The organism is Ruegeria sp. YTSA168 (assembly GCF_059610045.1).
Genome location: NZ_JBXWMW010000007.1, coordinates 142,213 through 155,079 on the forward strand (window position 1 = coordinate 142,213; position 12,867 = coordinate 155,079).

At 53.2% G+C, this 12,867-nt stretch carries 9 protein-coding genes; 4 read left to right on the forward strand and 5 right to left on the reverse strand.

Going from position 1 to position 12,867, the window contains the following annotated elements; genetic code table 11:
- Genes urtC through urtE form a run of 3 tightly spaced genes read left to right on the forward strand, consistent with a single transcriptional unit; the run spans position 1 to position 2,666 of the window.
- Positions 1-1,230, forward strand: coding sequence for an urea ABC transporter permease subunit UrtC (urtC, locus tag AC2FFE_RS14225; RefSeq protein ID WP_496846952.1), 1,230 nt, complete (start codon positions 1-3; stop codon positions 1,228-1,230).
- Positions 1,227-1,967 (forward strand): urea ABC transporter ATP-binding protein UrtD, encoded by a 741-nt coding sequence (urtD, locus tag AC2FFE_RS14230; protein WP_496819774.1) that lies wholly within the window; start codon positions 1,227-1,229, stop codon positions 1,965-1,967. Before urtC ends, urtD begins: the two co-directional genes overlap by 4 nt.
- A gap of 3 nt (positions 1,968-1,970) precedes the next feature.
- Positions 1,971-2,666 carry an urea ABC transporter ATP-binding subunit UrtE gene (urtE, locus tag AC2FFE_RS14235; protein ID WP_496819772.1) on the forward strand — a complete coding sequence of 232 codons (696 nt, stop codon included), beginning with the start codon at positions 1,971-1,973 and terminating at the stop codon, positions 2,664-2,666.
- A gap of 535 nt (positions 2,667-3,201) precedes the next feature.
- On the opposite strand, the gene AC2FFE_RS14240 is transcribed toward urtE, so the two are convergent.
- Both AC2FFE_RS14240 and AC2FFE_RS14245 read right to left on the reverse strand, forming a co-directional pair.
- On the reverse strand, positions 3,202-5,529 hold the full coding sequence (locus AC2FFE_RS14240; protein ID WP_496846953.1) for an ATP-binding protein: 2,328 nt from the start codon (positions 5,527-5,529) through the stop codon (positions 3,202-3,204).
- 179 nt (positions 5,530-5,708) lie between these two features.
- Positions 5,709-6,200, reverse strand: a complete 492-nt coding sequence (locus AC2FFE_RS14245; protein ID WP_496819770.1) for a putative pterin-binding protein — start codon at positions 6,198-6,200, stop codon at positions 5,709-5,711.
- A 344-nt stretch (positions 6,201-6,544) separates the two neighbouring features.
- On the opposite strand from AC2FFE_RS14245, the gene AC2FFE_RS14250 reads away from it, so the two are divergent.
- Entirely contained in the window at positions 6,545-7,159 is a 615-nt protein-coding gene (locus AC2FFE_RS14250; protein ID WP_496819919.1) for a LuxR C-terminal-related transcriptional regulator, read from the forward strand.
- A 22-nt stretch (positions 7,160-7,181) separates the two neighbouring features.
- Here AC2FFE_RS14250 and AC2FFE_RS14255 read toward each other — a convergent pair whose 3' ends face one another.
- The 3 genes from AC2FFE_RS14255 to AC2FFE_RS14265 all read right to left on the reverse strand — a co-directional run bounded on the left by AC2FFE_RS14255 (position 7,182) and on the right by AC2FFE_RS14265 (position 12,836).
- A complete protein-coding gene (locus tag AC2FFE_RS14255; protein ID WP_496846954.1) occupies positions 7,182-9,761 on the reverse strand; it encodes a calcium-binding protein in 2,580 nt (859 codons plus the stop codon).
- Positions 9,762-9,838: 77 nt separating this feature from the next.
- Entirely contained in the window at positions 9,839-11,233 is a 1,395-nt protein-coding gene (locus AC2FFE_RS14260; protein ID WP_496819767.1) for a nucleotide sugar dehydrogenase, read from the reverse strand.
- Positions 11,234-11,417: 184 nt separating this feature from the next.
- Entirely contained in the window at positions 11,418-12,836 is a 1,419-nt protein-coding gene (locus AC2FFE_RS14265; RefSeq protein ID WP_496819766.1) for a mannose-1-phosphate guanylyltransferase/mannose-6-phosphate isomerase, read from the reverse strand.
- Positions 12,837-12,867 lie beyond the last annotated feature (31 nt).

The following is a 12,867-nucleotide window of genomic DNA, read 5'->3' on the forward strand; positions in this document are numbered from 1 at the left end:
ATGGAACGCAGCTTTATCTCCAAGAACCCATCCGTGCTGATCTTTCTTGCCATCCTGTCCCTGTTCACCCTGAGCGTGACCATCCTGTCCGAGGGTTTCGGGATCGGCGTAATCTCGACCAGTTTCGTTAAAACACTGGGCAAAGCCCTGTGCCTGTGCCTGATCGCAGTGGCGATGGATCTGGTCTGGGGCTTCACTGGCATCCTGTCGTTGGGCCACTTCGCCTTTTTCGGGCTGGGCGGCTACATGATCGGCATGTGGCTGATGTACGAACGCACGCGCCTGATCGTGGTCGAGTCGCTATCGCAGGCCGAAATCCCTCCTACCCCGTCTGAGGTCGTGGACGCCATTGGTATACAGATTTTCGGCGTGGTCGGTTCAACGGATTTTCCGCTGATCTGGGCCTTTTCTCATAGCTTGACCCTGCAACTTATAATGGTCGTATTGTTGCCCGGTCTGTTGGCATTCATCTTCGGCTGGTTTGCCTTCCGCAGCCGAGTGTCGGGTGTATACCTGTCAATCCTGACCCAAGCCATGACGCTGGCGTTGGCACTGTACCTGTTCCAGAACGACAGCGGCTTGCGTGGCAACAACGGCTTGTCCGGCCTGCAGAACCTGCCCGGTGTCTCCGCCTCGCAGGACGTGGCGTCGATCTGGTTCCTCTGGGCCTCGGCGCTGGCCTTGGGGCTGGGCTATTTGCTGGCCGCGTGGCTTGTGTCGGGCAAGTTCGGCTCGGTCATCCGTGGCATTCGAGACAACGAGGCGCGGGTTCGGTTCCTCGGCTATTCGGTCGAGGTCTACAAGTTGGCTGTCTTCACCCTTACGGCTTGCATCGCCGCAATCGCGGGCGCGCTCTATTATCCGCAAGCGGGCATCATCAACCCCGAGGAAATGGCCCCCATCGCCTCGATCTATTTGGCCGTCTGGGTAGCCATCGGCGGGCGGGGCCGCTTGTACGGCGCGGTGATTGGCGCAGCTTTTGTCAGCCTGCTGAGCACGTGGTTCACGGGCGGGCAGGCCCCGGATATTCCTCTTGGATTTTACACGATCAAATGGGTTGATTGGTGGCAGGTGCTACTGGGCGTAACTTTCGTGTTGGTTACGTTGTTCGCTCCGCAGGGCATCGGAGGATTGTTCGACTTGTGGACATACCGCCGCCACCCGGACAGGCATGGGGCAAATCTGGGACCGGATGACGGCGCCCTGCGAGAGAAGGAGGCCATGGAATGAACACGTTGCTTGAGGTTAGCGGTGTTTCTGTCACTTTCGACGGTTTCCGAGCTATCAACAACTTGTCGTTCCAGATCGGCGAGGTCGAGCTTCGCGCAGTGATCGGCCCAAACGGGGCCGGCAAGACTACGTTCATGGACATCATCACAGGTAAAACCCGACCCGATGAAGGGCGTGTCATCTGGGGAGAGAAATCCGTATCTTTGTTGGGACTGTCCGAAGCAAAAATTGCGCAGGCTGGGATCGGGCGGAAGTTTCAGAAACCAACGGTTTTCGAAGACCAGACCGTGCACGAAAATCTACTGATGGCGCTTCAGAACAAACGTGGCTGGCTTCACGTGCTTTTCTATCGAACCACCACTGACGATTTGCAGAAAGTTGAAGATCTGGCCGTCGAAATCGGTCTGCATCAAAATCTAAGCCGCAAAGCTGGTGAACTGAGCCACGGTCAAAAGCAGTGGCTGGAAATTGGCATGCTGCTGGCCCAGGAACCACGACTCTTGATGGTGGACGAACCTGCCGCCGGCATGACACCGCAGGAGCGCGAACACACCACCGACTTACTGGTACAAGCCGCCAGAACCCGTGCCGTTGTCGTGGTGGAACACGATATGGAATTTGTCCGACGCCTGAATTGCAAAGTCACGGTTTTACACGAAGGGTCCGCCTTGGCTGAAGGCAGTCTTGATCACGTCACATCTAACCAGGACGTCATCGACGTTTATCTAGGGCGCTAAACAATGCTGAAGCTGAATGATCTGACTTTACATTATGGGCATTCGCAGATCCTTAACGGGATCTCCATAGAAGCCAGACAAGGTGAAGTGACTTGTGTCATGGGGACCAATGGTGTCGGGAAAACCAGCCTGATGAAAGCAATATCAGGTACGCATCCGCGCTCGGGTGGCAATCTGGAACTGGACGGGAAACCTTTGGGTGTCCTGCCTGCTCATCAAATGGCGTGGAAAGGCGTGGCTTATGTTCCACAAGGTCGTGAAATATTTCCTTTGCTCACAGTTCGCGAAAACCTTGAAACGGGGTACGCCTGTCTGCCAGCCAGCGAGCATTTCATCCCAAGCGAAATTTTTGATATGTTCCCGGTCCTCAAACAGATGCAAAACCGTCGCGGAGGTGACCTTTCTGGCGGTCAGCAGCAACAGCTGGCGATCGCGCGGGCACTGATCACGCGGCCACGCCTGCTGCTGTTGGACGAGCCGACCGAAGGTATTCAGCCCAACATCATCCAACAGATAGGCGAAGTCATCCGGCACCTCAGAACCACGAGCGGAATGGCAATCATCTTGGTGGAGCAATACTTTGGCTTTGCCTATGACCTTGCCGACAGATTTATCGTGTTGCGACGCGGAGAAGTCTTGATCAACGGCACTAGGGAAGACGTGACACGCGATAAGTTGTTGCAGGCCGTAACTGTCTAAAGCAGATGCTTGAAATTGGTTTCAGGATTGAAGAATAAAACGCAAAACTTGGTTAAATTTAGGCTCGGGATTTGGTTTGATCCTCTGAACACGTTCAATTGAAACTGTATTCTCTTCTGAAATCCCGTCGTTCGGTGTCTCCTTCCTTGAAGGGCAAGTATATTTGATCACATGACCGACTTCATTTCGTGCTGAAGTTCGACGTAGACGCTTTCCCAGCTTTCACCGTATTTCGAGTAATGACGGTTTTCTAAAAGTACCCATGTTGTGGAAGGCTTTTGAGTCGCAAATGGCAAAACCCGTGCGCCCATAAAAAATCGAATGACTCAAAGGCTTTCCATCGCGTTGGAGCTACCGAAAGATTCTATTCTGGTTTTTGATCGCCCTCATCGGCACAAATCGTATCTAAATCACTCAAAATCTAGGCCAATTCTCATCTGACAAACCTCAACCGTACTGCCGATATCGCTTCGCTACGTTCCGCCAATTCGAGTGCAACTGCGAGAATTGTAGGCCGTAGCCAGCAAACTGAACTTCAACGACAATGTTTGGCTTCCCGGTGCAAATCCCTCAAGAAAGTAGCCTTCTCGTCGTCCCATTCCTGCGGGGTGCAGTTTTGGATGTCATTCAACTTAGACCAAAGGTCGTTTTGGCCGAGTATCGCAGCAGAGCCACATAGTTTATGCACCGTTTGCCGATGTACATTGTCTAAGCCATTGGAATTATTTAGACTATCAATAAGATCAACGACTTCGTTCTTCAGTTCCTTGCACGCTTCGCGGAATTTGTCACCGCCAAAACGGTTCCGAAATTCATTCTCTGGCTCTGAGGCACCAATCCTTTGCAACTTCACAACCTTAGCCAGTTCAGATTGCAGAGCAGCTACTGGAACGGGTTTAACCAGCAGCCCCTGAAATTCAGCCGCCAGTATGACCTCGTGATCTTTAGGGGCCGCATGGGCCGTGACTGCAATAGCTGGCAAATTGCGCCAGCCGACATTCAGTTCACGAACTTTGCCGAGTGTTTCGATGCCATCAATTCCAGGCATGCTAATGTCCAGAAGAAGTACGTCGAAAGGCTCAACGCCGAGTCTTTCCAAGGCAGCATATCCATTTCCGGCTTCGACGACCTCAAAGCCAATATCCGCAAGCATGTCCGTCAAGATCATCCGGTTGATTGCGTTGTCGTCCACCACCAGCGCTTTCAAACCGTGTTGAACGTTTGCCTGTGGCATTTCGGAAGTATCCAGTTCGTTTTTCACGTCAGGTCTGGATGCTGGCAAAGGCAGCCGCATGGAGAACAGGCTTCCCTCGCCGAGTACGCTGTCGGCGGAAATGTCACCTCCCATCGCCTCAACCAATCTTTTGGTGATAGCCAACCCTAGTCCTGTTCCGCTTGCATCTCGCGCAAAGGCTGTATCGATCGTGACAAATTCATCGAAGATAACATCGAGGTATTCAGGTGATATCCCCACCCCGGTATCTGCAATTCGAAACTCGACCAGATCGTCATGCTGAAGTCTTTCAACTTCGATGGAGACTGAACCGTCGCGCGTAAACTCGATTGCATTGCCCAGGAGGTTCACTAGGCATTGCTGCAGCGCCGTTCTGTATCCAAGAACATCACAAAGCTCTTCAGATAGGACATCCACTTTCAGAGTGTTGCCACGCGCGTCGGCATTTGCTGCGAGGCTATCCGCCACCTCCCTCACGACCTTGCATAGGTCAAAATTGGATTTGTCGCGCAAAGCAGTGCCAGAGCCCACGCGAGAAAAATCCAGAACATCGGTTACATGCGAAAGCAATAGCTTGCCGGACACTTCGATTGAGTGAAGATGCCGCTTTTGCCTATCCGTCAGATTGCTCCGATCAATCAGTTCGGCAGACCCGAGTATTCCGTTCAACGGAGTACGCATCTCGTGGCTCATCACGGTCAGAAGATCAGATTTGGCCTGTTCACTTTCCTGAGCTTTGTCTCGTGCGGTGCGCAAATCTTCCTCGGCCTTAAGGTCTTCGGTGATATCCCGAAGGAATGAAACAAAAACCCGCTCTCCAGCGGTTTCGGCAAGGGAAATCGACAGCTCGACCGGAAACGTCTCTTGCGATTTGCGCAAACCCTCCAGCCGCACACGACCAGCGCCGATGACCTTTTGCTCTCCGGTCTCCAGAAATCGCGCCATACCCTTGCTGTGAAGGTCACGCAGGTGCTCAGGAACGATGAGCTCAGCCATATCAGCACCGATTGCCTCGGCTTGGCTATATCCAAAAACATCTTCGGCGGCGCCATTGAACTCCAGGATTCGACCCGACGTGTCGACGACCAAAACCGCATCCAAAGAAGATGTAATGGCCGCCTCAAACCGATTGCTGGCCGACTGGCTTTGGCGAGCCAACAACTGCCCTTGCCGAAACAACTTCACGAGGATTGCAAAGGCAAAAAGCAACGCAACGAAAAGCACGACAAGTAATGAAGCCAATCGGATCAGCGTTCCAGCCAACTCAGCACGTCGGTTTGCGTTTTCCTGCGCAAATCCTTGAATTCCGCCAAGGGCAAGTTCGCGAATTTGAGGGCGCAGTGCCTGAATTTGCATTCGCAACTCAGGAAGCCCCACCCGTAACTGACGATCCGGCCCATCGATCAACGGAATCAGCCGGGATTTGAAGTCTTCGGTTGCCCGCAGGACGGATTCTGCCGCCGCGTCCTCTCGCAAGAATGAAAATAGTGCGCTGCCGGACAAAGTATCCGCGCGGCTGTAGAAGATATCGAAACGTTTCCGGACGGCCGACAAATCAACATCTGGGTCTGCCGAAGCATCAATGACCGCAACCTCAAGCCTAAGAAGCTCGACTTCGAGCTGGGACATCAGCCAGCTTACGTTGTCCGTTTTGGACGTAGCGAGGGCATCGAGATCTGTCTTAACCTCGCGCCCAAGGGAAAATACGATCACAAGGCCTACAATCAGCAAGCCTATGAACGCGAATATCGGCCATCTCTTCATGTTTATGAAAGGCGCTTGTGTATCGATGGCCTTCTCCTTGATCCCTACTGCGCAACGACTTCCAATCGATTGAGTTGCCAAATGCTGCGGGCATAGATTTCTTCGGACTGATACGCTTCGTTAGCATCGTAAGGGTAAATGATCCACAAAGGTCCTTTATCGCGAACCGACATTGCGCGGCTATTACGCGAGTAAGCGACGATCGGGCCGCCTTCTATTGCATCGCTGGTTGGGATGGTGACAGCGTAGTCGTTCAACGCCACCGCGCGTATGGTCCCCTCTTCCGCCTGAACATGGTTCAATAAAACACTGAGGGGAACGCCTTCAAAGCTTTGCATACCTTCGGTCCAGATCGTCGTTGTTTCGATTAACTGACCGGGCAGTGCCTCAAGGGCCTTCCTGTCAAATGCCCAAATGTTCTGACCGTCGTTGGAACCCACATCGCCAGAAACTGTGAGGACGACTTCATCCGCCAGTGTCGATGTACCAAGTGATACGACAAGCATGACACAAAGTGATTTGAGTATTTTGAACATGCGAGATTGTGCCCGTTTTTAGTTGCGACTTTGCTATTGGGTTTTGACATGCGTCCGGGAAACAATCTCAGGTGCAAAAGGATAGACCGCTATACTTTAGGATAGGTCATCGCGCCAAAGGTCAGATAATCAACCTAATTTGCACGCATTCGCGTTCCCCATTCATGCCATCAAGGTGAGCGCCGCTTTGGTCAAGAGATCCAGCCGGCCAGTGTGACAGAGCAAGAGTTTAGGGAAACAACATGGCTTCACAAAGTCTGGCGAATAGTAACCCTTTGTATGGTTCAACTATACCGGGTGCGGTACAATCGGATAAAAGCAATTGTTCAAGGTTACCCATATCGATGCGGATTCTATTGGCTGATGATCACGGGTTGGTTCGTGACACGATTTCCTCCTACCTCGAAACCGAGGGGCGCGCGGCAGTCGTAGCCGTGCCCGACTACACAGCCGCAATGAAAACACTGTTATCCGAAGATCCATTCGATCTCGTCCTCTTGGACTTTGAAATGCCGGGTATGAACGGAATCGACGGGCTGTCCGATGCAATCACCCGATTCCCTGAACAAGCATTTGCGATCTTGAGCGGAACAGCGCCAAACAAAATAGCGCAGCAAGCGGTTGAAATGGGTGCCGTTGGCTTTTTGCCCAAGACTATGGGCGCCAAATCCCTGGTCAACGCAGTGCGCTTTATGATCGCTGGTGAAACCTTCGTACCGGCCAGCGTTCTAAGCATGGATGGTGACGTCAAAGAAAGCGATTTTTCCCGTCAGCTCAGCCAGCGGGAAAAACAGGTTCTGCGCGGATTGTGCCGAGGGCAATCCAACAAAGAAATCGCGCGCGAGTTGGATCTTCAGGAAGTTACGATCAAGCTACACGTGCGGACGCTTTGCAAGAAACTGAATGCAAAAAACCGGACCCAGGCTGCTCTCATCGCGCGGGATGCAGGATTCGAGTGACCCGGGCCCGGAGGTTGGGACCTCAGAATAGGAAATAGTCGTAGAGTTGATCGTAATCCGCAGCTGCGCCTTCAAGGATCAGCGTAGTATCGACTGACAAAGCGACGGACACATCGGTTCCACCCACGATTTCAGAGTTGGCATTGAACCAGTCCAACGTGTCAGCACCACCGCTATCCAGGTTGAGACCACGCAGATCGAGCAAATCACCATCGCTTAGCGAAAAGTCAGTGATCGTATCGGTCGACCCATCCAGATCCTCATTGCGGAAAATGAACCTGTCCGCATCAGCGCCACCGCTTGCGTGATCGTCCCCTGCACCAAGGTAAAGCCGATCTTTCCCTGAACCTCCGTCCAGAACATCGTCACCGCTGGAACCATTGAGATAATCGTTACCAGCGCCACCGATCAACTCATCATCGTCGGAACCGCCCTTCAGCGTGTCGGAACCCTCGCCGCCAGCTAAGGTGTCGTTTCCGGAACCGCCATCCAAAGTATCAGAGCCGAGACCGCCTATCACGGTATCACTACCGGAGCCTCCTGAGAGGCTGTCGTCGCCCACACCGCCATCCAGGTCATCGTTGCCAGATCCTCCGGACAGCGTGTCGTTCCCGTCATCTCCAGACAGAAAATCATCACCGGACCCGCCTGACAAACTATCGCTGCCATCTCCACCGTTCAGCACGTCCGCGCCCGATCCACCATCGATTTGGTCGTCGCCTGTGCCACCGAACATTTCATCATTTCCAGAGCCACCGTCCATAACGTCTTGGCCGTCTTCACCTTGCAATGTGTCAGCTTCGGATCCACCGCGCAGTGTGTCATCGCCCAAGCCACCGATAAGAATGTCAAAGCCTGAACCACCGTCCAAGATATCATTGCCGATGCCACCATCCAGCATGTCGTGCCCAGCCGAGCCCATAAGGTGATCGTCACCCAGCCCACCGAACAACGAGTCATCGTCTTCCGTAAGAACATTGCCAAACTGGTCGTATCGCACACCGTCGTCGTCATATTGCGAGACAATGCCGCTGGCGGCACCGACGCCGGCTCCACCGTGCAGCAGATCGTTGCCGTCATCTCCTTCGAGAACATCCCCTGAACTACCACCTGTTAGGGTGTCTGTGCCGATCCCACCGTATAGGGCATCGCTACCAGCATTGCCTGAAAGGTCATCATCGTAGCTCAACGCGCCTTCGGTGGTCGCGACAAGTGTTAGATCCTTCACCAGGACGCTCGCCTCCAAATCGACAGGCGCAAATGGGCTGGTTGCCGTCGGGTCGGCGGCACCATCATTCGAATACGATTTCGGAGCTTCTTCGATAAGGTGCAAACTGGCCTCACCGGTCACATCATCTACGATGACCTGGAAAATGGCGCCTGTTGCAGGTGTCGAGTCATCCATGTCATGATCGCCCGAGTTGCCACCAACAAACAGGTTTCCATCCGCGTCAATGATTGCAGCTCCAAACGTCATTAACGGGGCTCCGTTTATGACTTCACCGTTGATCACGGTCGATGTAACTGAAACCGTTCGAAACTCGGGTTCGCCTGAAGAGATGTCGACGACTAACATAATCGTATCGGCACCTTCGGAACTTGGGCGAGAGACACCATAGAACGACTGTGAGGCCGCGTCGAACGCAACATCGTAGACTTTAAAATCCACAAGATCGGATGGCAATTTGTATACCGTGGTTACCGGGTTTCCATCCGCATCGAACTGATCAACATCAATGACTGCGATACGGTCCATGCTGGATTGGAAAGACCAAAGGTTGCCCTGATCATCAAAGTCTCCAGTCCAAGACCTATACGGTGTGCTGCCCACACGGTAACTGTGTCCTTCGGCGTCCAGCATCACCAAATCAGAGCGGCTCACCACCTGCCCCAGTGAATCCACTCCGTCACCTACTGCGATGGCATACAGAAGGTCGTCTTCTGTATTGTAACCCATCGAGTTCACATTGACGGTGCCCTCGACGCCGGCCATTTCATAGGCTTGAGTTTCGACATCAAACACATGCAGTGTTCCATTCAGAACCTGATAGAGATTTGATTGCCCATCGGCGAACGCGGAAACCGTCACGGTTTGCCCACCAATCTCGACATCCTTGTCATAGTGAAACGCAGGACCGGACGTATCAATTGTTGGACCGCTGCCTGACACATCAATCGATCTGATCGTAATGGTCGAGCTGTCATCGTCAGCTGTGAATTGAACGGAATGAGATCCGAAGGCACCGCTTTGAGAAGAAAACTCTGCGACAACCTCACCATCGACCAGCACTTCGACGGCAGCCCCGGAACGACCTGCAGCAAAATTTGTCGCGAGATCCAGGTTCAGTTCATAGACCCCGCCCGCTTCAGTCGTAATCTGCTGCTCCATCTGCTGGTGGCCGTTTGCAAGATCAATCAATCCCCAATCGCCGTTCGCGGCGTAGTCGGAAAAACTGACAGCACCTTCCGTGCCGTCCAGCAAGTTTGCCTCTGCATAGTCACCGTGCAACACATCATCGCCAGCTTGCCCTTGGAGTTCATCGTTGCCGGCAAGCCCTATCAAGGTCTCTTGCTCACTTCCGCCAACTAGTTGATCGGACAAACCCGTTCCTGAGATTACATTTGAAGATACCACAGGCATCATTTCACCTCTTACTTTCAGCTATTTGGAATAATGAATTACCAACCGATGCCGTCGATCCGGCGGTTCACCGGGTTCTCGGGAAACAAGCGCACCACATCCACAACCGGCATCTCCGGTTTACTGAAAACGGCGTTCTGATAAGCGGGGTTGCGGTGGCAGACGATGACAGCCTCGGCCTGTTCCATCACGTCTTCTATGCTGTCGCAAAGCATCGATTTGATGGATCCCGCCAGGCTTCGAATGCCAGAGCCCGCGTCATGCATGTAGGCTTGCAACCCACTCAGAGGGGTTTCTTTTGTCACCGCCGGATCATGCAGGACCAACTCCACCCCCTCGGCATGGAGCTCGGCCATGACTTCCAGAATAGGGCTTTCGCGCAGATCGTCGGTGCCGGGTTTGAAAGCCAGCCCCAGAACCCCAACGCGCTTGGCCCCCGTTTTTCGCAGCATCTCGGTCGCCTGTTCGATCTGCTCCCGGTTTGAGCGGTCAAGGTTGCCGATCATGGGCAGTTCGACACCCAGTTCTTCAGCGATATGTGTAACCGCCCGCACTTCTTTCGGCAGGCACGAGCCACCATAAGCAAAGCCCGGCTTCAGATAGTAAGGGGACAGGTTCAGCTTTGTATCTTGGGTAAAGACATCCATAACTGCGTGGCTGTCCACACCGAGCGGCTTGCACAAGCGGCCGACTTCGTTGGCAAAGCAAACCTTGGTCGCGTGCCATACATTGTCGACATATTTGATAGTCTCAGCCACTTCGACTGTTGTCAAAATGGGATTTGGATCAACCGGTGCGAAGATGCGCTTCATGACTTCCGCCGTGCGAAAATCGTTGGTGCCAAGCACTGTTTTCGGAGGGTTATGGAAGTCATCTATGGCGACACCTTCCCGCAGAAACTCAGGATTGAAGCACACCCCAAAGTCCTGGCCCATCTTCTTTTCTGAAAGCCGCTCAAGGATCGGGACCAATACGTTCATCGTGGTTCCGGGCGGAATTGAACACCGCATGGCAAAGATGTGGAATCCATCTTTTTGGCAAAGGCCAACTGCCATCGAACGGGCCGCCTGTTCAATATAGCTATAGTCGCAGCCCCCGTCCGGAGCGGTTGGTGTTCCTACCGACACAAAGGTAACTTCGGTTTCGCGTACAGCTGCGCTCAGATCGTCCGTTGCAGAGATCAGACCCTTTTGAACACCTTGTTTGAGAGTTGAACCAAGATTTTCTTCGTGGATCGGGCTCTCACCGCGCGCGATCTGAGTCACTTTGTCAGGGTCGATGTCAACACCTACAACCTGATGCCCAAGAGAAGCCAAACATGCAGTTGATACGGCACCAACATAGCCCAACCCGACAACACTGATCCGGGATTTTTGCGAAGACACCGGTATGACAATTTCGGCGTCATTCTGAGTAATTTTTCTGAGTTCCATAGACTTACCTCCGATTTGAATCCAAGGTAACGCACTGATAATTTGATGAAATGTATCGGCAGACTATCCGCGGCGCGCAAATGACGCCGGACATATACGAATGGTCATCAACCCCATACGAGAGAAAAAAAAACCGCGTGGAAATCCACGCGGGCCAGTCATTAGGAGGGTGGTGCAATTGAATCTAGGCTACAGCGACACGGTCATAGATGTCCTCGTATCTCACGATGTCGTCTTCACCTAAGTAGCAGCCCGATTGAACTTCGATCAGATGCAAAGGCAGCTTCCCCGGGTTTTCCAACCGGTGGACAGCACCCAGCGGGATGTAGGTCGATTCATTCTCGGAAAGCAGGCTGACTTTATCACCAACCGTCACGCTTGCTGAGCCACTGACGACAACCCAGTGTTCAGCTCGGTGAACATGGCTTTGCAGGGACAGCTTGGCGCCGGGCAGAACCATGATCCGTTTGACCTGAAACCGAGGCCCCAGAGATAGGGTTTCGTAGTAGCCCCATGGACGATGACACCGACGAAACATCTCGGCCTGGTCAGATCCTTCGTTCCGCAACTCGTCCACAACCTTGCCAACTTCTGCGCTGTGCGACATGTCCGCGACCAGAATTCCATCATCGGTCGCAACTGCAACGATGTCTTTCAAACCCAGCCCGACCAACTTGATGTCCGGGTTTTCCGACCTCAGGAGGCTGTCGCGGCAATCAATTGCTGTCGAGTTTCCAGAAGTGACATTCGCACCATCATCTACTTGCCCTTGCTCCATCACCGATTTCCAACTGCCCAGATCGGACCACCCGCAGTCCAATCCAAAAGCCACGACACCGTTTTCGACATGCTCCATCACCGCATGATCAAACGAGAGGTTCGGGCAGCGGGAAAAGGCGTTTTGATCCAGTCGGTAGAAACCCAGATCCTGCTGACCCAGGGCCAAGGACGCTTCGACCGGTGCAGACATCTCAGGGGCGTGTGATTCAAACATCTTTAGCACGGTATCGACCCTGAACATGAACATTCCGGCATTCCACAGCCAGTCACCGCTTTCCAACATGCCCTTCGCGGTTTCAGCATCGGGCTTTTCCGCAAACGTAGAAATCAGCAGCGACCCTTGGTACCCGCCAGCAACCCTCAGGTAGCCGAAACCCGTCGCGGCATGATCGGGTTTGATCCCGAAAGTCACGATCTTACCGCGTTTGGCTGTTTTCTCCGCCCGCATCATCGTTCGACGGAACGCGGATACATCCTCAATCGCGTGATCGCTGGGCAGGACAAGCAGGACCGTTTCCGGCTCTTCTTTGTATCGCAAAGCCGCTGCCAGAACCGCAGCAGCGGTATTGCGGCCAACAGGTTCCACGATCAGTTCAGATTTTTCGACATCAATATCTGTCAATTGTTGTTGGGCGATGAACCTGTAGTCTTCTCCCGTGACGATCAGTGGTGCAGAAAATCCAGGCTCGGCCACACGCACAACGGTTTTCTGAAACAGGCTGTGATCGCCATCCAGTTCGACGAACTGCTTTGGATAGCTCTTTCGAGAGACGGGCCATAGACGGGTGCCGGAACCGCCAGCAAGGATAATTGGTTGAATCATGTGAAACCTCTTCATTTCAAGTCTGATTTCA

Coding starts and splice junctions, on each gene's coding strand:
- urtC (WP_496846952.1), top strand. CDS start 1: ATGGAACGCAGCTTTATCTCCAAGAACCCATCCGTGCTGATCTTTCTT.
- urtD (WP_496819774.1), top strand. CDS start 1,227: ATGAACACGTTGCTTGAGGTTAGCGGTGTTTCTGTCACTTTCGACGGT.
- urtE (WP_496819772.1), top strand. CDS start 1,971: ATGCTGAAGCTGAATGATCTGACTTTACATTATGGGCATTCGCAGATC.
- AC2FFE_RS14240 (WP_496846953.1), bottom strand. CDS start 5,529: ATGTCCCAGCTCGAAGTCGAGCTTCTTAGGCTTGAGGTTGCGGTCATT.
- AC2FFE_RS14245 (WP_496819770.1), bottom strand. CDS start 6,200: ATGTTCAAAATACTCAAATCACTTTGTGTCATGCTTGTCGTATCACTT.
- AC2FFE_RS14250 (WP_496819919.1), top strand. CDS start 6,545: ATGCGGATTCTATTGGCTGATGATCACGGGTTGGTTCGTGACACGATT.
- AC2FFE_RS14260 (WP_496819767.1), bottom strand. CDS start 11,233: ATGGAACTCAGAAAAATTACTCAGAATGACGCCGAAATTGTCATACCG.
- AC2FFE_RS14265 (WP_496819766.1), bottom strand. CDS start 12,836: ATGATTCAACCAATTATCCTTGCTGGCGGTTCCGGCACCCGTCTATGG.